The organism is Neisseria sp. P0017.S009 (assembly GCF_051957375.1).
Classification (GTDB): domain Bacteria; phylum Pseudomonadota; class Gammaproteobacteria; order Burkholderiales; family Neisseriaceae; genus Neisseria; species Neisseria perflava.
In genome coordinates, this window is the sequence record NZ_JBQCWL010000002.1 from 234,977 (window position 1) to 252,566 (window position 17,590).

General features: G+C 49.8%; 17 protein-coding genes and 1 tRNA gene. 9 read left to right on the forward strand and 9 right to left on the reverse strand.

Annotation, left to right across the window (positions count from 1 at the left end; all coding sequences use genetic code 11):
- Nucleotides 1-31: 31 nt before the first annotated feature.
- Nucleotides 32-1,687: an AMP-binding protein gene (locus tag ACTHTG_RS03360; protein ID WP_004519450.1), complete on the forward strand. Its 1,656-nt coding sequence runs from the start codon at nt 32-34 to the stop codon at nt 1,685-1,687.
- Nucleotides 1,688-1,811: 124 nt separating this feature from the next.
- The gene (locus ACTHTG_RS03365) at nt 1,812-3,446 is read left to right on the forward strand and encodes a CTP synthase (protein ID WP_004519451.1); all 1,635 of its coding nucleotides are present in this window, start codon (nt 1,812-1,814) and stop codon (nt 3,444-3,446) included.
- Nucleotides 3,447-3,509: 63 nt separating this feature from the next.
- Here ACTHTG_RS03365 and ACTHTG_RS03370 read toward each other — a convergent pair whose 3' ends face one another.
- The gene (locus ACTHTG_RS03370; RefSeq protein WP_004519452.1) at nt 3,510-4,256 is read right to left on the reverse strand and encodes a carbonic anhydrase; all 747 of its coding nucleotides are present in this window, start codon (nt 4,254-4,256) and stop codon (nt 3,510-3,512) included.
- 388 nt (nt 4,257-4,644) lie between these two features.
- Between ACTHTG_RS03370 and ACTHTG_RS03375 the strand changes: the two genes are divergently transcribed.
- Entirely contained in the window at nt 4,645-5,760 is a 1,116-nt protein-coding gene (locus ACTHTG_RS03375) for a porin (protein WP_004519454.1), read from the forward strand.
- Between the two features lie 63 nt (nt 5,761-5,823).
- Here ACTHTG_RS03375 and ACTHTG_RS03380 read toward each other — a convergent pair whose 3' ends face one another.
- Nucleotides 5,824-6,435, reverse strand: coding sequence for a CNP1-like family protein (locus tag ACTHTG_RS03380; protein WP_039862007.1), 612 nt, complete (start codon nt 6,433-6,435; stop codon nt 5,824-5,826).
- Between the two features lie 109 nt (nt 6,436-6,544).
- Here ACTHTG_RS03380 and ACTHTG_RS03385 point away from each other — a divergent pair, with 109 nt between their 5' ends.
- The 3 genes from ACTHTG_RS03385 (at nt 6,545) to pyrC (ending at nt 8,506) form a co-directional block, all read left to right on the forward strand.
- On the forward strand, nt 6,545-6,769 hold the full coding sequence (locus tag ACTHTG_RS03385; RefSeq protein WP_003681929.1) for a sulfurtransferase TusA family protein: 225 nt from the start codon (nt 6,545-6,547) through the stop codon (nt 6,767-6,769).
- Between the two features lie 11 nt (nt 6,770-6,780).
- Entirely contained in the window at nt 6,781-7,374 is a 594-nt protein-coding gene (locus tag ACTHTG_RS03390) for an NMCC_0638 family (lipo)protein (protein WP_070588346.1), read from the forward strand.
- A gap of 97 nt (nt 7,375-7,471) precedes the next feature.
- Nucleotides 7,472-8,506, forward strand: coding sequence for a dihydroorotase (pyrC, locus tag ACTHTG_RS03395; protein WP_070504408.1), 1,035 nt, complete (start codon nt 7,472-7,474; stop codon nt 8,504-8,506).
- A gap of 134 nt (nt 8,507-8,640) precedes the next feature.
- On the opposite strand, the gene ACTHTG_RS03400 is transcribed toward pyrC, so the two are convergent.
- Both ACTHTG_RS03400 and cysD read right to left on the reverse strand, forming a co-directional pair.
- On the reverse strand, nt 8,641-9,204 hold the full coding sequence (locus ACTHTG_RS03400; protein ID WP_049322739.1) for an RBBP9/YdeN family alpha/beta hydrolase: 564 nt from the start codon (nt 9,202-9,204) through the stop codon (nt 8,641-8,643).
- Between the two features lie 232 nt (nt 9,205-9,436).
- Nucleotides 9,437-10,378, reverse strand: coding sequence for a sulfate adenylyltransferase subunit CysD (gene cysD / locus ACTHTG_RS03405; protein WP_079453679.1), 942 nt, complete (start codon nt 10,376-10,378; stop codon nt 9,437-9,439).
- Nucleotides 10,379-10,567: 189 nt separating this feature from the next.
- Here cysD and trhA point away from each other — a divergent pair, with 189 nt between their 5' ends.
- A complete protein-coding gene (gene trhA / locus ACTHTG_RS03410) occupies nt 10,568-11,194 on the forward strand; it encodes a PAQR family membrane homeostasis protein TrhA (protein WP_049335514.1) in 627 nt (208 codons plus the stop codon).
- A 58-nt stretch (nt 11,195-11,252) separates the two neighbouring features.
- Here trhA and ACTHTG_RS03415 read toward each other — a convergent pair whose 3' ends face one another.
- Complete coding sequence (locus tag ACTHTG_RS03415; RefSeq protein ID WP_049335517.1) at nt 11,253-12,683, reverse strand: alanine/glycine:cation symporter family protein; 1,431 nt, start codon at nt 12,681-12,683, stop codon at nt 11,253-11,255.
- Nucleotides 12,684-13,047: 364 nt separating this feature from the next.
- Here ACTHTG_RS03415 and ACTHTG_RS03420 point away from each other — a divergent pair, with 364 nt between their 5' ends.
- On the forward strand, nt 13,048-13,776 hold the full coding sequence (locus tag ACTHTG_RS03420; RefSeq protein ID WP_049329917.1) for a YebC/PmpR family DNA-binding transcriptional regulator: 729 nt from the start codon (nt 13,048-13,050) through the stop codon (nt 13,774-13,776).
- 60 nt (nt 13,777-13,836) lie between these two features.
- On the opposite strand, the gene ACTHTG_RS03425 is transcribed toward ACTHTG_RS03420, so the two are convergent.
- The 4 genes from ACTHTG_RS03425 to tgt form a co-directional block, all read right to left on the reverse strand.
- Entirely contained in the window at nt 13,837-14,328 is a 492-nt protein-coding gene (locus ACTHTG_RS03425) for a disulfide bond formation protein B (protein ID WP_049335519.1), read from the reverse strand.
- Between the two features lie 204 nt (nt 14,329-14,532).
- Nucleotides 14,533-14,931, reverse strand: coding sequence for a c-type cytochrome (locus ACTHTG_RS03430; RefSeq protein ID WP_049335521.1), 399 nt, complete (start codon nt 14,929-14,931; stop codon nt 14,533-14,535).
- A 120-nt stretch (nt 14,932-15,051) separates the two neighbouring features.
- On the reverse strand, nt 15,052-16,062 hold the full coding sequence (hemH, locus tag ACTHTG_RS03435; protein ID WP_049335522.1) for a ferrochelatase: 1,011 nt from the start codon (nt 16,060-16,062) through the stop codon (nt 15,052-15,054).
- Between the two features lie 85 nt (nt 16,063-16,147).
- On the reverse strand, nt 16,148-17,263 hold the full coding sequence (tgt, locus tag ACTHTG_RS03440) for a tRNA guanosine(34) transglycosylase Tgt (protein WP_003745960.1): 1,116 nt from the start codon (nt 17,261-17,263) through the stop codon (nt 16,148-16,150).
- A 238-nt stretch (nt 17,264-17,501) separates the two neighbouring features.
- Here tgt and ACTHTG_RS03445 point away from each other — a divergent pair.
- A tRNA-Val gene (locus tag ACTHTG_RS03445) sits at nt 17,502-17,578 on the forward strand.
- Nucleotides 17,579-17,590: the final 12 nt, after the last annotated feature.

Consider the following 17,590-nt stretch of genomic DNA (forward strand, 5'->3'; position numbering starts at 1 on the left):
CAAAAAACGACTAAATAAAAGACTGATCAATATGGAAAAACTCTGGCTCAAAAGCTACGAACAAGGCGTAAACCCTGAAATCGATATCTCTCAATACAGCTCCATCAGCGATGTATTCCGTCAAAGTGTCGAGAAATTCGCAGATAAACCTGCTTTTCAAAATATGGGCAAAACACTGACTTATGCCGAAGTGGGCAAGTTGGCGACCGATTTTGCGTCTTACCTGCAAAACGTATTGAAACTACCGCGCGGTGAGCGTGTGGCAATTATGATGCCGAACGTTTTGCAATATCCGATTGCGCTTTTCGGTATTTTGCAGGCAGGTTTGGTGGCAGTGAATACCAATCCGCTTTATACGCCGCGCGAGTTGGAGCATCAGTTGAAAGACAGCGGTGCGACCACGATTGTCGTGTTGGAGAACTTTGCCAATACGCTGGAGCTGGTGTTGCCGCGTACGCAAATCAAACATGTGATTGTCGCGTCGGTCGGCGAGATGTTCGGCATGATTAAGGGCGCGTTGCTGAACTTTGTCATCCGCAAAGTGAAAAAAATGGTGCCGGAATACCGCATTCCAAATACCATCACTTTTCAGACGGCCTTGAAGCAAGGTGCAGCAAATACGTTCAAACCAGTCGAGTTGACACGTGACGATACTGCCTTGCTGCAATATACAGGCGGCACGACCGGTTTGGCAAAAGGTGCCGTCCTCAGTCATGGCAATATCTGCGCCAATATGTTGCAGGCAAAAGAATGGATTAAAAACAGCCTGCACGAAGGCAAAGAAACGGTTATTGCCGCGTTGCCGCTTTATCATATCTTTGCCTTGACGGTAAACCTGATGATCTTTGCGAATACCGGTTCTAAAATCATCCTGATTACCAACCCTCGCGATATGAAGGGGTTTATCGGCGAATTGAAAAAAGAGCCGATTAGCGTGTTCATCGGTGTGAATACCTTGTTTAATGCGATGGTCAACCGTCCGGATTTCGCCGAAGTCGATTTTTCCCGTTTGAAGCTGACTTTGGGCGGCGGTATGGCAACGCAAAAAGCCGTTGCGGAAAAATGGAAAAAAATCACCGGTACGCCGATTGTGGAAGCTTACGGTTTGACCGAAGCCAGCCCGGGTGTGTGTTGCAATCCTTTGAATATCGAGGCTTACAGCGGCGGTATCGGTTTGCCGGTTCCTTCGACCGAAGTCGAATTACGCGATGCGGACGGCAAAGAAGTGCCTATCGGACAGCCGGGCGAATTGTGGGTACGCGGTCCGCAAGTGATGAAAGGCTATTGGAACCGTCCTGAAGAAACCGCCAAAGCAATCGATGCACGCGGCTTTTTAGAGACCGGCGACATTGCCGTGATGGATGAAAAAGGCTGGCTGAAGCTGGTGGACCGCAAAAAAGATTTGATTGTGGTATCCGGTTTCAATGTATATCCGAACGAAATCGAAGAAGTGGTGGCCAGCAACGACAAAGTCTTGGAAGTCGCCTGTATCGGCGTGGCAAGCGAGAAAACCGGTGAAGCGATTAAGGTCTTCGTCGTACGCAAAGACCCGTCTTTGACCAAGGAAGAACTGATCGATTTCTGCCGCAAAGAACTGACGGCGTATAAAGTGCCGAAAGACATCGAATTCCGCGACGAGTTGCCAAAATCCAACGTTGGCAAAATCCTGCGCCGCGAGCTGCGCTGATATATAGATTCAGTATGATAAGGCCGTCTGAAAACGCTGTTTTCAGACGGCCTGAAGCTTTTGCCGTTTGCCAGAATATGCTGCTTCAAGTTAAAATCACACATTCCAACATGGGTATCACATCATGACTAAATTCATTTTCGTAACCGGCGGCGTTGTATCTTCTTTGGGTAAAGGTATCGCCGCCGCTTCTATTGCTACTATTCTCGAGTCGCGTGGCTTGAACGTGACCATGCTTAAGCTTGACCCGTATATCAACGTTGACCCGGGTACCATGAGCCCGTTTCAACACGGCGAAGTATTTGTGACCGATGACGGCGCGGAAACTGACCTCGACCTTGGTCACTATGAGCGTTTCATCAACGCCACCATGACCCGCCGCAACAGCTTCAGTACCGGCCAAGTCTATGAAAACGTGATTGCCAAAGAGCGTCGCGGCGACTATTTGGGCGGTACCGTACAAGTGATTCCGCACATTACTGATGAAATTAAACGCCGTATCCATGAAGGCGCGGCTGGTTATGATGTGGCGATTGTTGAAATCGGCGGTACAGTCGGCGATATCGAATCGTTGCCTTTCTTGGAAGCCATCCGTCAAATGCGCAGCCAGCTCGGCCGTAATAATACATTGTTTGCCCACCTGAGCTATGTTCCCTACATTGCCGCCGCCGGCGAAATCAAAACCAAACCGACCCAGCATACCGTTAAAGAAATGTTGAGCATCGGTTTACAACCGGACATCCTGATCTGCCGTATGGACAGAGAAATGCCTGCGGACGAGCGCCGTAAGATTGCTTTGTTCTGTAACGTTGAAGAACGCGCCATCGTGGGCAGCTACGATGTGGACAGCATTTACGAATGCCCTGAAATGCTGCACAACCAAGGCATCGATAGCATCATTACCGAGCAGCTTCAACTGAATGTCAAACAAGCCGATTTGACCGAATGGAAGAAAATCGTTCACGCGATTCAAAATCCGAAACATACCGTCAAAATCGCGATGGTCGGCAAATACGTTGATTTGACCGAGTCCTACAAATCATTGATCGAAGCACTGAAACACGCCGGTATTCACACTGAAACCGACGTACAAATTACCTTTGTCGACAGCGAAAGCATTGAGAAGGGCAATGGCGACGTTTCCATGCTCAAAGACATGGACGCGATTTTGGTGCCGGGCGGCTTCGGTTCACGCGGCGTGGAAGGCAAAATTGCCGCCGTACGCTATGCGCGTGAAAACAACGTACCATACTTGGGCATCTGCTTGGGCATGCAAATTGCCCTGATCGAATACGCCCGCGATGTTGCAGGCTTGAAAGGTGCGAACTCTACCGAGTTTGACTTGAAATGCGCTGCGCCTGTCGTTGCCCTGATTGACGAATGGCAAACTGCAGACGGTAGCGTAGAAACCCGTGACGAATCTGCCGATTTGGGCGGTACCATGCGTTTGGGTGCGCAAGAAGTTGACCTCAAACCGGGCAGCCTTGCCGCAAAAATCTACGGTAGCGAACATATCCGCGAACGTCATCGCCACCGCTACGAGGTCAACAACAACTATGTGCCTCAGTTGGAAAAAGCTGGTTTGGTCATCGGCGGCGTATCCGCAGGCCGTGAGCGTTTGGTTGAAACCATCGAATTGCCAAATCATCCTTGGTTCTTCGCGTGTCAGTTCCATCCGGAATTTACTTCCAATCCGCGCAAAGGCCATCCTTTATTCAGCGCGTTTGTGAAAGCCGCGTTGGGTAACAAAAAAGCCTGATTGATGTGATTGAAAAAGCACCCGTTATCCGGGTGCTTTTTTCTTTTCAGACGGCCTTAGAAGTTATTTGTCTTCATTGACTTCGCGGTCGTTCAAAGGTTGTACGGGACGGTTGTTTTCGCCACCGATAATGTCGCGCATGGCTTTAAACTGCGCCGCATCTGCCTGAACCGGAGTTTTTAAGACAACCCAAGTCACGTTTTCGCTGCAAGGCGGCGTTGTCAGCGAGCCTTTCAGCTGAAATGACTTGCTATCTTTAGGCAGCAGGGCTTGGATATTCAAGTTTTTCAAATCTACGGATTCGCCTGCTTTCAGTTTTTTGGCAATGAGTGCGGACAAGGCAGGGTTGTTTTTGCCCGGTTTAAATACAGAGCCGATGACCGCCAAAGTACCGTCTTCGGCTTGATGGACGAAATGCGCTTCCATCGGGAAATGTTTGCCTTTGAAAGTATGTTCGCTCGGCGTATGGAAGTGGAATTGTTTTAAGGTATAGGTTTTACCGTTAATCACGATGGTTTGTGCCTTGCCTTGCGGCGTGGCTTGAAGGGTATGGCCGTTATTTTCTACTTTGTAGTCGGCGACGTTGTAACGGTATGCCAGTTGTTTGCCTTTTACTGCTTTTGTTGCGGAGAAGTCCACAGGAGATTGCTGTTTGCCTGTTTTGCAGACAGCAAAGTCTTCACTTAAATCGCCCCAGTGTGCAGCATCGTTTTCACCTGTGTAAGACCAATGTGCATGATGGGTTTCGGCGGATACCGTTGCAGTAGAGACAGCCATTAGCAAAGATAAAAAGAGATGTTTGTTCAACATAAGGGCTCCTGTTTATTTATATTAGGTAAAAGAAAAAATTTATACCAAATAAATTATTGATATAAAAAAACTTCTTCATAAGAAGAAAGTTAATGATAGTGGCAATTTGGGAATGTTGGGTTGATATATGGCAAACATTTATCAAGCAATCATTTTTGATTAAATGATTGCAATAAGAGGGATGATTGTCCTTGCAGTGACTTTGAATGGGAGAGGCCGTCTGAAATTTCTTTCAGACGGCCTGTTTTATTTGAAAATGTTGTAAAAAGTCTAAACTCTAATAAATAAAAGTGCTTATCAAGATGAAAGTAGTTGTTTGTAGCGTTGGAAAACATTAATATTGCTAAACGTGTTTTCACGAGATTTTAACTTTGTTTTGGAGAGAATAATGAAAAAATCGATTATCGCTTTGGTTATTGCCGGTTTGCCGCTGGCTGCATCTGCAGAAGTGATTCTGTATGGTCAAATCAAAAGTAGCGTGACCGTCGGTCAAGTAAAAATCAAAGGTGATGCAGGTTCTGAAACCAGCTCTACCGCAACCAGCATCAATGACAATACCTCCCGCATCGGTTTCAAAGGCAGCGAGAACTTGGGCGGCGATTTGAAAGCCATTTGGCAGGTAGAACAAAAAACGGCCATTACCGGCGGTTCCCAAGGTTTTGCCACTCGGGACTCCTTCATCGGCCTGCAAGGTAACTTCGGTAAGATTCGCGCCGGTAAACTCAGCAATATGCTGAATGAAATGGACACCATCGATCCATGGATGTACAAAACCAATGCCGCAGGCTTGGGCATCTTTACCCGTACCGGCAACCGCAACGCCGCTGTACGCTACGACAGCCCGGATTTCGGCGGATTCAAATTCAACGTGTCTTACGCACCGCGCGACAACCGCAATCCTTCAGATAAATACACGCATACCCAAGCGGCCAAAGACCAATACACCGGCGGCGTGAGTTTCTCTAAAAACGGCTTTACCGCCAATGCGGCTTACGGCCACTACAACGGCGCGTACACCGACAAATCAAGCAAAGCCAAAGCGGCGCAAATCGCCAAAGTCGAAACTTATTACGATAAAGACAATCTCTTTGTCGGCGGCGGCGTACAATATGCCAAAGGCCATGAGACAGCCAACAAATATTTAGGCTATTTCACCGATGATTTTAATCAGTACAAGGGTAGTGACATCACTACCGACACAGGCAAAGAGGAAGCCGTGAAAGTAGTTGATGCAGCGGTAACTGTCGGCTACAAATTCGGCAACGTGACCCCACGCATTACTTACGCACACGGCTGGCCTGCCAAGGGCGTGAACAGTGGCGAGAAATTGGTGGATAAATTCGACCAAGTCGTTATCGGCGGCCAATACACCTTCAGCAAACGCACCGGCATCAATGCTCAACTGGCGTATCTGAAAGTCGGCAACAAAACCCGTCTGACTGCGGCCAACAAAGGCGGCGTTGAACAAAAAGCCGCTTCTGTGGGCCTGTATCACAAATTCTAAACCGTCTTGAAAGACAAGGCCGTCTGAAAAATTTCAGACGGCCTTTTTGTTGATTAAAGCGGTTTATTTGTCGTGCTTGGTCAGTGTTGTGCCGTGACGGCCGCCGCGTTCTTTCAAACGTTGTACCAAGCCTTCGACCGTTGTCGGCATACCGTCGATACAGAATGCCTGATACAGGGCGGTGTGCAGGGCATCATTGCGGCTGAACGCATTGCCGATCAGCTTCCAATCGCCTTTACGCGGCTCGATCCAGCGGTGGTTTACTGTGTCGCCGTATGCGAATACTTTGTAAGAAGAACGCTTGTCGTTACTGTAAGTAAAGGACGTACGGGCGCAATAGAGGCCTTCGACGGAGAGGTTGTCGTAGCCTTTGTCGGAGCGTACGTTCAAGACATAGCGGATGCTGTTGTCCGGCGCAGGCATGATTTGCAGGCTGCTGAGCAGGATTTTGGGCTGCTTGCCGTAGGTTTCGTTGACATAGAGGTCGAACCAATCGCCCGATTGGGTATCGGGCAAGGGCGGCAACTCGGCTTTATGTTCTTTAAATTCGCGTGCGGCAACTTCTTCAGGGCTTTCCTGATAACGCGTGTTGGTCAGCGTATCCTTTTGGCTGAAACCCAAAGCAAATGCTTGAGTCGCGGCAAGGCTGAGAGCGAGAAGGGCAAAACGGCGCATAGACAGCTCCAAAGTGAAAAACGGCTTTATTTTATGGGCTTGCAGGGTGGGGTGCAAGTAAGTGCGGTATAATTGACGTTAATTCTGATTAATATGACGAGTTTTCATCATGAATACACAAACTCTGGATGTCATCGGTTTGAAATGCCCGCTGCCGATTTTGCGTGCTAAAAAAGCTTTGGCGCAAATGCAGGAGGGCGAAGTGCTGACCGTATTGGCTACCGATGGCGGCGCGCCCGGCGATTTTGAAGCGTTTTGCCGTCAGACCGGACATGTCTTGTTGGAATCGAGCGAAGCCGACGGCGTGTTCAAGCTGGTGTTGAAACACAAATAAGGCCGTCTGAAATGTCTAAAGCCGTCGCGTTGTGTGCCGCCGTATTGGCCGTCTGCCTGAGTGCATGCGGCAAGGAAGGCGTTTCGCCGCAGAACGCTGCCGATTATGCCCAAAATGTAACCGACTTGTTCCGCCAAAGCTGCGTGGCCTCAGACGGCGATGCCGCCCTTGTCGGCGAGTTTGCCAATGCCAACAAACTGGTTTTATTGTCGAAAAAAGATATTGCCGATTTGCCTGCCGGAATGATGGATTTGGAGGCATTAAGCATTTGGAAGAAAACGGAAAACGGCGTAGATTATTATTTGAGCCTGACTGAAGACAGTTGCAGCGTGCGCACGGCTAAAGCCGACGACCATCTGATTTTCAAACAATTTTTAGCTTTGGCAGAAAATCCGCCGCAAGGTTTGAACGCTGAGTTGCGTGCCGATAATTTGGCGGAAGCCCCGTTGCCTATGCGTCAGATTTCCTACGCATGGCGCGCGTCCGGCAGTCCGAAAGAAACCTTGCTGACCGTCAAAACAACGTCGTCCGAGCATTTTCCGGTACAGGCTGTTTTTTATTTGACCCATCATTCTTACGACAATAAGGCCGCCGTTTTGCCTTAGGCCGGTTGACGATTGAAACATCAAATCGATAGAAACCGTTACCGCCGAATAAAGGCCGTCTGAAACATTATCAAACCAAACCACTCGAAAGTAAGCTATGCAAACCCTGACCATCATCCGCCCCGACGATATGCACTTACACCTGCGCGACGGTGACGCGCTCAAAGCCGTTGCCCCCTACACCGCCCGACAAATGGGTCGCGCGGTTATCATGCCCAACCTGAAGCCGCCCGTTGTCAGCATTGCCGATGCCCAAGCATACAAAGAGCGCATTATGGCCGCCCTGCCAGAAGGCAGTGCCTTTCAGCCGTTGATGACGCTTTATTTGACCGACAACGCTACTCCCGAACTCGTGCGTGAAGCCAAGGCTGCCGGTATCGTGGCTTTCAAACTCTATCCAGCAGGCGCGACCACCAATTCCGATTCCGGCGTGACCGACTTGTTTAAGCTAATTCCCGTGTTGGAAGAAATGGCGAAACAGGGTATTTTGTTCTTGGTTCACGGCGAAGTAACCGACCCCGAAATCGATATTTTCGACCGCGAGGCCGCCTTTATCGAGCGCGTGATGAAGCCGGTTCTGGCGCAAGTGCCCAACCTCAAGGTCGTGTTTGAACACATCACCACTGCCGAAGCAGCCCGACTGGTATTGGAAGCTGGCGATAATGTGGCCGCGTCCGTGACGCCGCAACACTTGCTGCTCAACCGCAACGACCTTTTGGTCGGCGGCGTGCGCCCTCATCATTTCTGCCTGCCGGTTCTCAAACGCGAAACCCACCGTCAGGCTTTGGTTGCCGCCGTTACCGGTGATAAGGCGCACAAATTCTTCCTCGGCACGGATTCTGCACCACATGCCAAAACTGCCAAAGAAAATGCTTGCGGTTGTGCCGGTATGTTCAGCGCGATGACTGCCATTGAGCTTTATGCTGAAGTGTTTGAGAAAGCAGGCGCGTTGGACAAACTGGAAGCCTTTGCTTCTAGAAACGGTTCGCACTTCTACGGTCTGCCTGAAAATACCGATACCATCACATTGGTCAAACAAACACAAACCGTACCTATCAGCGTACCTTACGGCGATGGTGAGCTTGTACCGATGAGGGCCGGCGGTGAGATTGAATGGACGGTGCAATATTAAATTTGCTGTCAATAAGGCATAAAAAGAAACAACCTGCTTGAAAGGGCAGGTTGTTTTTTTATTGTCGTTCAGACGGCCTGTCGTGGGGAGGGGAGACAGACAAGGCCGTCTGAAAACCAAATTATATTGCGTGTTTATTCGGTCAACATGGGTTTCAGTGCTTCCCAAGCCTGCGGCAGTTGGGTAAAGCCGTCCGAAGCCATCAAATGGCCGCCTTCGGGAATATGGGTAACAGGACTTTTGAGTTTGGCCGCCATGTCCAAAGTCAGTTCGGGCGGAACATGGGTGTCGTTGTCGGAAACCAGACAGTGTTTGGGCATGTCGATTTTGCGCAGGATGTCGAAATCGGGCGACGCTGCTTTAATGTAGGCATCAAGCGCAGGCAGGGGTGGCAGCGTATCGGCAAAACCGGCGGCAAGCAACAGACCGCCGATTTTTTGGGGCTGTTGGCGGCTGAGAAAGTGAAGGAGGGTAATGCAGCCGAGACTGTGGCCGACTAGGAAGGTATGGGCATCGGGCTTGCCGATGTGCTGGTCAAGGGTAAACTGCCACGCGGTCGTGCTTGGTTTGTCGGGATTGGGCATGGCGAGGGAGATTGCTTGTGCGCCGGTGCTTTTGATTTGGGCGCAAAGCCAGTCAAACCAGTTGCCGTGCGGATTGCCTTCAAAGCCATGTACGATATAAACGCGTCGATTCATGTTTTTCCTCCTTCAGACGGCCTGAGACTTTTGTCTAAATCTCTGCCTGTAAGCGTTTATTATACCATGTTTGTTTATGTTTTATTGTTTGTCGCTTGGTAAGGATTTTTAATTAAGCTTTTGTTGTTAAATGATATTTGCAAGAATAATAAAGCAAACAACACGGCAGGGGCAGATGGTTTTGCCGTGTTGTTCGGGTTTGAAATATATATGGGCCGTCTGAAAAACCGGTTTAGAAATAGCCTTGTTTTTTGCGTTCTTCCATTGCCGCTTCCGATACGCGGTCGTCCATGCGCGTGGCGCTGCGTTCGGAAATGGTTGCGGCGGCGGTTTCAGCAATGATGTCTTCGGGCGTGGCGGAGGTACTGGCAACAGGGCAGGTGCAGGAAATATCGCCGACGGTGCGGAAACGGACATCACGGATTTGGGCAATTTCGCCTTCGCGTTTTGGGGTCAACGGGGTAACGGGAACGAGCAGGCCGTTGCGTTCGACAACTTCGCGCTTGTGGGTGTAATAAATCGGCGGCAGGGCGAGTTTTTCGCGTGCGATGTATTGCCAGATGTCCAATTCCGTCCAGTTGGAAATCGGGAATACGCGCATGTTTTCGCCTTGGAACAGGCGTGTGTTGTAGAGCGACCATAATTCAGGACGTTGGTTTTTAGGATCCCATTGGCCGAACTCGTCGCGGAAAGAGAAGATGCGTTCTTTGGCGCGCGCTTTTTCTTCATCGCGGCGAGCGCCGCCCATTAGCGCATCAAAGCCTTGTTCTTCAATGGTTTCAACCAGCGTAACGGCTTGGGCGGCGTTGCGAGAATCGGTTTCGCGGCGCAAGACGACACTGCCTTTGCGGATGGATTCTTCTACGCTACCGATCACAAGTTGTACGCCGGTACGCGCGACTGTGTCGTCGCGGAATTGGATGACTTCGGGGTAATTGTGGCCGGTATCGACGTGCAGGAGTTTGAACGGCAGCTTCAGCGGACGGCCTTCGATTTGGAAGGCTTTGACGGCAAGCGCCAGCAATACGACTGAGTCTTTGCCGCCGGAAAACAGCAAGGCCGGATTTTGGGCGTTGGCAATGACTTCGCGGATGATGTAGATAGACTCGGCTTCGAGCCAGTCGAGGTGGTGGTTTTGGATGGACATTTTTTCTCTCTTTGCAACCTTGGCGATAGTCGATACTTTAGTGAGGCCGTCTGAAAAAGGGAAAGAATGGTTTGTTTGTTGCAAAGATGTTTTTGTTATATTGCAAGGCCGTGTTTTTCAGACGGCCTTTGCGCTTTAACTTATTTTTAAACCGATTTCTCTGACGAAGCCTCTGTCTTCGCGTACACTTTGGTCTTTTAGAAATGAGAATGGTTTATGTATCACGGCGAGAGATTTAATGCGTACAGCCATTTGGCCGGTTTCTTATTGGCAGTGGCGGCGTTGGTGCTGATGCTGGTGAAAGCGGTGGAATCGGCGGACGGCTATCGGATTGCCGGTGCACTGACTTACGGAATCTGCCTGCTGCTTCTGTATTTGGGTTCAACCTTATATCACAGTATTCCGCAGCCTAAGGCCAAGGCGATTTTGCAAAAGGTTGATCATTGTATGATTTATCTTTTGATTGCAGGCAGTTATACGCCGTTTACGCTGATTACCCTTCACGGCGGCTGGGGCTGGTCGCTTTTCGGCGTGTCTTGGGGATTGGCTTTGCTAGGCATTGTTCAGGAACTGACAATTGGGCGCAAAAGCGAGAAGCGGCTGCTGTCGATGGTGATTTATGTGTTGATGGGCTGGCTGATTGTGGTGGCGGTATGGCCGCTGATACAGTCGCTTTCGGCTGGTGGATTATTTTGGCTGGTGTTGGGCGGCGTATTGTATAGCGCGGGGATTTATTGGTTTATCAACGATACGAAAATCCGCCACGGCCACGGTATCTGGCACTTGTTTGTCTTAGCAGGCAGTTTGACGCAATTTATCAGTATTTATTTTTATGTGTTGTAGTTTCAGACGGCCTGAAATAAAAAACCTCTCAGTTTGACTGAGAGGTTTTTGTTTGTCGTTAATCTGGGTTTTTGTCGTGGAATTCGTGGAATTCGTAGTTGTAGGTCAACTCTTTGCCGGCTTTGGTTTGCGCCAGATAATCGTCATAAACCGCACGGATTTCCTTACGCAGCAGGAAGAGGGCGATTAAGTTCGGCAAAACCATAAAGCCGTTGAACATATCGGACATACTCCAAACCAAATCCACTTTGCCCAATGTACCCAATACGATGGCCACCAAAACCAGTGCGCGGTAGATGCCCAAGTGTTTGCCGCGGAACAGGAAGCGGATATTGGATTCGCCGAAGTAGTACCAGCCGATGATGGTGGTGAAGGCGAAGAAGGTCAGGCAGACGGCGAGCAATTGTGAACCAAAACCCGGGAAGGCTTTGTTAAACGCCAGTTGGGTAACTGCTGCGCCGGTTTCGCCGGACAGGTTGGCATCGGTCAGCAGGATAATCAGCGCGGTTGCCGTGCAGACCATCAGCGTATCGATAAAAATACCGATAAACGCGGCCATACCTTGTTGCACAGGGTGTTTGACGTTGGCGGTCGCGTGAGCGTGCGGGGTCGAACCCATACCGGCCTCATTGGAAAACAGGCCGCGTGCCACGCCGAAGCGGACTGCCTCGCGCATACCGATACCGGCCGCACCGCCCAATACCGCTTCGGGATTGAAGGCGGCAACAAAGATACTGTGGAACATCGGGATAATGTGGTCGGAGAATTTGAACAAAATAATCACGGCACACAAGATGTAAATTACCGCCATAAACGGCACGACAAATTGCGCGATACCGGCAATGCGGTTGATACCGCCGATGATGATCAGGCCGGCGAATACCGCCAAAGCAATGCCGACAGCCATCGGAGGAATATCGAAAGCCAAATTCATGGCCGAGGCGATGGAATTGGATTGGGTTGCGTTGCCGATGAAACCCAGCGCGATAATCAAGGCGATGGAGAAAAAGCCGGACAGGAAACGCGCCGCGCCACGGCCGATTTTCGGGGTCAGGCCGTGCGTGATGTAAAACGCAGGGCCGCCGATGTATTTGCCGTGGCTGACCACGCGGTATTTTTGCGCCAAAACGGCTTCTGCAAAAATGGTAGACATGCCCAGAATGGCAGACAACCACATCCAAAAAATGGCCCCCGGGCCGCCGGCAGTAATCGCAGTGGCGACACCGGCAACGTTACCGGTACCGATTTGCGCAGAAATCGCTACGGCAAGCGCTTGAAATTGAGACAGGGATTTGCTTTCGTGGTCTTTGTCTTTTTTGCTGAACAAGCCGCCGAAAACGGCTTTAAAACCCGCCCCCAATTTGGTAATTTGCGGCGCGCCCAAGTACAGGGTAAAAAACAGGCCAATACCGATTAAGGCATAAATCAGCAGGTAGTCCCAAAGAACCAGATTGACTGCACCCACCAGAGCAGACAATATTTCTTCCATAATAAAACCTTTAATAAAAACAATAAAAATAAAATGATACGGGTAACTACTCCCACTCATTTTTCGCGTTTGGCAATATCGGCGAGCAGGCCGTTTTGCCATTCGATACCGGTTAAGTTGTTAACAATTTTGACCGATTTTGTCATCATACCGTAAACCTTCGTGAATTAAAACGAAAAACTGACAAAGGTTTGCCGCAAATGTGCTTCTTTATTTAAAAAAGTTTCTTTGTTTTCAGACGGCCTGTTTTTGCAAATATTCGGGCCGTCTGAATATTTTGGCTAAAGGCAACTTATGATAAAATGCACGCCTTACAAATGAAGCAAATTCCGCCTCAGCGCGTGAAAAAACGAAAGGAATCAACATGGCAGGCCATAGTAAGTGGGCAAATATCCAACACAAAAAAGCCCGACAAGATGCCAAACGCGGCAAAATCTTCACCCGTCTGATTAAAGAAATTACCGTTGCTGCCCGCATGGGCGGCGGCGATCCCGGCGCGAACCCGCGCCTGCGCCTGGCTTTGGAAAAAGCCGCTGAAAACAATATGCCTAAAGACAACGTGCAACGTGCCATCGACAAAGGTACGGGCAATCTGGAAGGCGTGGAATACATCGAGTTGCGTTACGAAGGCTACGGCATCGGCGGCGCGGCTTTGATGGTGGACTGTCTGACCGACAACAAAACCCGTACCGTTGCCGATGTGCGCCATGCGTTCACTAAAAACGGCGGTAACTTGGGTACCGACGGCTGCGTAGCGTTCAACTTCGTTCATCAAGGCTATTTGGTGTTTGAACCGGGCGTTGACGAAGATGCGCTGATGGAAGCAGCTTTGGAAGCCGGTGCGGAAGACGTCATCACCAACGACGACGGTTCCATCGAAGTGATTACCGCGCCGAACGACTGGGCCGGTGTGAAATCGGCTTTGGAAGCCGCAGGCTACAAATCTGTTGACGGCGACGTTACCATGCGCGCCCAAAACGAAACTGAATTGAGCGGCGAAGATGCGGTTAAGATGCAAAAACTGATTGACGCATTGGAAGATTTGGACGACGTACAAGACGTTTACACTTCTGCCGTGTTGAATCTGGACTAAACAGTTTAAAGAACAAAAGGCCGTCTGAAATTTCAGACGGCCTTTTTATATCGAAACCAATCAGATTTTTCTGGTTTTCAACCAAGCCCAAAGCAGCAGCAATACCACGAAGCTGAAATACAAAATACTCCACACCGGTAGGGCGACGCCGAATAGATAGTCCGGCTCGGCGCAGTTGCCAAAGCCGCGGACGATAGGTTCAAACCAATCGAACAAAGGCCAGTCGCGCAGGCGGAAGGTCCAAGGTGCGCCGCAAGAAGGGGCGGTGCCGGGCGGCAGGCTTTGCAGCCAAATTTGATAGGCGGCGACACCGGCGCCGTAAACGGCCGGAGTGGCAATCAACAATGCCGAGAGCGAGCGGGCAAATTTGGAAGATTGAGAACTGAATGCCGTAACAATGGCCAACAGCCCGACTGCCAATACGCACAAGCGTTGCAGGATGCACAATACGCACGGGTTCATGCCCAAAACGTATTGGGAAATAAAGGAGCCGCAGGCGGCAAATATGGAGAGGACGACTAAAAATAAAACAGTCTTGCGGAAAAAGTTCATGACATAAAACCTTTCAGACGGCCTGGACGCAAAACAGCCGATAAATAATGTTTACTTTAACACAAAACGCATATGCTTTTTTTCGGTTTGACGGTTTTTTGCGTATGTTTGTTGATGTTACGTAACCATAAATATAGAAACAAAAATGTGTCGTACAGAAAAGGCCGTCTGAAATATTCAGACGGCCTTTAGGGGAGAGACGTTTTATTTTTTCCCGTGAGATTTTTTGACATCTGTTTCAGTAATCGTACCGCCGCCATTATTAAAGGCGTTCATGATGTAAGTGGCAACGGCGGCAACATCGGCATCATTGATGGCGGTAGAAGGCATAAAGCCGTTGTAGGATTTGCCGTTTACTTTAATCGGGCCGTTGATGCCTTTGGTCATGCTTTGCAACAGCACTTGCGGTTTTTTATTAATATAGTCGGACTGGAATAAAGGCGGGAACATGGCACCCCGGCCTTCGCCTTTTTTCCCGTGGCAGGCGGCGCAGTTGGTTTCGTAAATTTTTTGTCCTTTGCTCATCAACGCGGCATCAGCGGCAAAAGCAGTTGGGAGGCTGAGTGCGGTCAGAAGGAGCAGGATAGGGCGGAGTGCAGTCATGATGTGTTCCTTTTTGAGTGGTATTTTTGATGGCCACACGCTTGGTTTGCGTTTTAATAGCTTGATGATAACGCTAAAGGCCGTCTGAAAGTGGATTTTTCAGACGGCCTTTGGTTTAAGTCAAATCCAGCCTTGCAGATTGGCTCGACTTAATTGTGCAAGTGCGGCAATCCAGTCGGCGGAATCGTTGAGGCAGGGGATGTAACGGTATTCTTTGCCGCCTGCGGCGTGGAATTGTTCGCGTCCCATAATGGCGATTTCTTCCATGGTTTCGAGGCAGTCGGCCAGGAAGCCGGGGCAGAATACGTCGAGTTTGGTTGTGCCTTGTTTCGGTAGCTGATCAAACAGGGCTTGCGTGCTGGGCTTGACCCATTGGGATTTGCCAAACTGGCTTTGGAAAGAAACGATGTATTCTTGTTCGGACAAGCCCAATGCCTGCGCCAGCAGTTTGGCAGTATGGTGGCACTCGTCAGGATAGGGGTCGCCGTCGTCGTGATGCTTTTGCGGAATACCGTGGAAACTCAACATCAGTTTTTCACCGCGTCCGTTTTGGGCCCAATAGGCTTCAATATGCTGCTTCATGGCTTGAATATAGGCGGCATCGTCGTAATAACGGGAGACAGTGCGGACGCTCATTTGGTTGCGTTGCAGCAATAACTCTTGAAACACTTTATCCAAAGCCGCGCCAGTAGAAGAGCCGGCATATTGCGGATAGAGCGGGATGACCAGCAATTTGCCCACGCCTTGGGCTTTGAGTTCCGCCAAAACATCGGCAACGCTTGGATTGCCGTAAGTCATGGCATGACGGACGATGACATCGGGCAAATGTTTGGCTAGGGCTTCTGCTTGGCGGTGTGTGTAAACCTCAAGCGGCGAACCTTCTTTAAACCAAACTTTTTCATAGGCATGCGCGCTTTTTTTCGGGCGAAAAGTCAATACCAAGCCGCGCAATATCGGTTGCCATAAAAGTTTAGGCAGTTCGACAACGCGTTGATCGGACAGAAATTCTTTCAAGTAAGGCTTGACTGCGGCAGCCGTCGGCGCGTCAGGCGTGCCGAGGTTGAGCAGCAGGACGGCGGTGCGGTTTTGTGCGGTGTAGGCTAAGGGAGGTTCGGTATGGAAACGGGACATGATTGTGCTTTATTAATTAAGAATATTGAGGCCGTCTGAAAAGCAGTTTGAATTAAAACCTGATTTCAGACGACCTTTTAAAGGATTAATCCACACCGCGGGCGCGGTTTTCATGGAATTGCGCCTGCCAATCGGCAAATTTGCCTTGTTCGATGGCTTCGCGCATTTCTGCCATGATGACTTGGTAGAAGTGCAGATTGTGGATGGTGTTGAGCTGTGCGCCCAAGATTTCGCCGACACGGTGCAGATGGTGCAGGTAGGAGCGGCTGAAATTCTGACAGGCGTAGCAGGTGCAGCTTTCATCAATCGGACGCTTGTCGAGTTTGTGTTTGGCGTTTTTGATTTTCAAATCGCCAAAACGGGTAAACAGCCAGCCGTTACGCGCATTGCGGGTAGGCATGACGCAGTCGAACATATCCACGCCGTGTGCCACGCCGTACACCAAGTCTTCAGGCGTGCCGACGCCCATCAAATAATGTGGCTTGTGTTCCGGCAGGATAGGGCCGACGGCGCGCAACATGCGGTACATTTCGGGCTTAGGTTCGCCAACGGACAAGCCGCCGATGGCCAAGCCGGGGAAGTCGAGCTCTTCCAAACCTTTCAGCGATTCTTCACGCAAATCTTCATACATCGCGCCTTGTACAATGCCAAACAGCGCATTTGGGTTTTTCAGGTCTTCAAAAGCCTTTTTGCTTCGTTCCGCCCAGCGCAGGCTCATTTGCAGCGATTTTTGCGCTTGGCTGTGCGTTGCTTCTCCAGGGGTACATTCGTCTAACTGCATCACAATGTCGGAATTCAACACAGTTTGGATTTTCATCGACACTTCGGGCGAGAGGAACAGTTTGTCGCCGTTGATCGGGCTTTGGAAGGTACAGCCTTCTTCGGTCAGCTTGCGCATGTCGGACAACGAGAATACTTGGAAGCCGCCTGAGTCGGTCAAAATCGGCTTATCCCAACCGATAAATTCGTGCAGGCCGCCGAATTGTTCGATGACTTCCAAACCGGGGCGCAGCCACAGATGGTAAGTGTTGCCTAAGATGATTTGTGCTTTGATGTCATGCAGGTTTTGCGGGTTCATCGCTTTGACCGAACCATATGTGCCGACCGGCATAAATACAGGCGTTTCGATTTTGCCGTGGTTCAGTTCCAAAGTACCGCGTCGGGCATGACCGTCTTTTTTGTGTAAGGTAAATTTGAGCATAATAATAAGAGATTGGATGTTCGCGTGTGTGCGAAATGAAAGGGCAGATTATAAAGGATTTTTCGCTGGTTGACGGCTGGATTTTATCTTCTCTAAAACAATGCTTCAGACGGTCTGAATAATAGAAGAAATAAAACAATGAGGCATAAATCAAACAAAATTATCTAGGCCGTCTGAAAAGTATTTACAGATGCTTGCAAAAGGGAACACGCTTCGTTACAATAAGCGCCTTAGATGAAGGCACATAGCTCAGTTGGTTAGAGCACCACCTTGACATGGTGGGGGTCGTTGGTTCGAGTCCAATTGTGCCTACCAAATTTCCATAAC

What these genes read in the sequence shown, in the direction of transcription:
- ACTHTG_RS03360 (WP_004519450.1), top strand. Translation starts at nt 32, where the DNA reads ATGGAAAAACTCTGGCTCAAAAGCTACGAACAAGGCGTAAACCCTGAA.
- ACTHTG_RS03365 (WP_004519451.1), top strand. Translation starts at nt 1,812, where the DNA reads ATGACTAAATTCATTTTCGTAACCGGCGGCGTTGTATCTTCTTTGGGT.
- ACTHTG_RS03370 (WP_004519452.1), bottom strand. Translation starts at nt 4,256, where the DNA reads ATGTTGAACAAACATCTCTTTTTATCTTTGCTAATGGCTGTCTCTACT.
- ACTHTG_RS03375 (WP_004519454.1), top strand. Translation starts at nt 4,645, where the DNA reads ATGAAAAAATCGATTATCGCTTTGGTTATTGCCGGTTTGCCGCTGGCT.
- ACTHTG_RS03380 (WP_039862007.1), bottom strand. Translation starts at nt 6,435, where the DNA reads ATGCGCCGTTTTGCCCTTCTCGCTCTCAGCCTTGCCGCGACTCAAGCA.
- ACTHTG_RS03385 (WP_003681929.1), top strand. Translation starts at nt 6,545, where the DNA reads ATGAATACACAAACTCTGGATGTCATCGGTTTGAAATGCCCGCTGCCG.
- ACTHTG_RS03390 (WP_070588346.1), top strand. Translation starts at nt 6,781, where the DNA reads ATGTCTAAAGCCGTCGCGTTGTGTGCCGCCGTATTGGCCGTCTGCCTG.
- pyrC (WP_070504408.1), top strand. Translation starts at nt 7,472, where the DNA reads ATGCAAACCCTGACCATCATCCGCCCCGACGATATGCACTTACACCTG.
- ACTHTG_RS03400 (WP_049322739.1), bottom strand. Translation starts at nt 9,204, where the DNA reads ATGAATCGACGCGTTTATATCGTACATGGCTTTGAAGGCAATCCGCAC.
- trhA (WP_049335514.1), top strand. Translation starts at nt 10,568, where the DNA reads ATGTATCACGGCGAGAGATTTAATGCGTACAGCCATTTGGCCGGTTTC.
- ACTHTG_RS03415 (WP_049335517.1), bottom strand. Translation starts at nt 12,683, where the DNA reads ATGGAAGAAATATTGTCTGCTCTGGTGGGTGCAGTCAATCTGGTTCTT.
- ACTHTG_RS03420 (WP_049329917.1), top strand. Translation starts at nt 13,048, where the DNA reads ATGGCAGGCCATAGTAAGTGGGCAAATATCCAACACAAAAAAGCCCGA.
- ACTHTG_RS03425 (WP_049335519.1), bottom strand. Translation starts at nt 14,328, where the DNA reads ATGAACTTTTTCCGCAAGACTGTTTTATTTTTAGTCGTCCTCTCCATA.
- ACTHTG_RS03430 (WP_049335521.1), bottom strand. Translation starts at nt 14,931, where the DNA reads ATGACTGCACTCCGCCCTATCCTGCTCCTTCTGACCGCACTCAGCCTC.
- hemH (WP_049335522.1), bottom strand. Translation starts at nt 16,062, where the DNA reads ATGTCCCGTTTCCATACCGAACCTCCCTTAGCCTACACCGCACAAAAC.
- tgt (WP_003745960.1), bottom strand. Translation starts at nt 17,263, where the DNA reads ATGCTCAAATTTACCTTACACAAAAAAGACGGTCATGCCCGACGCGGT.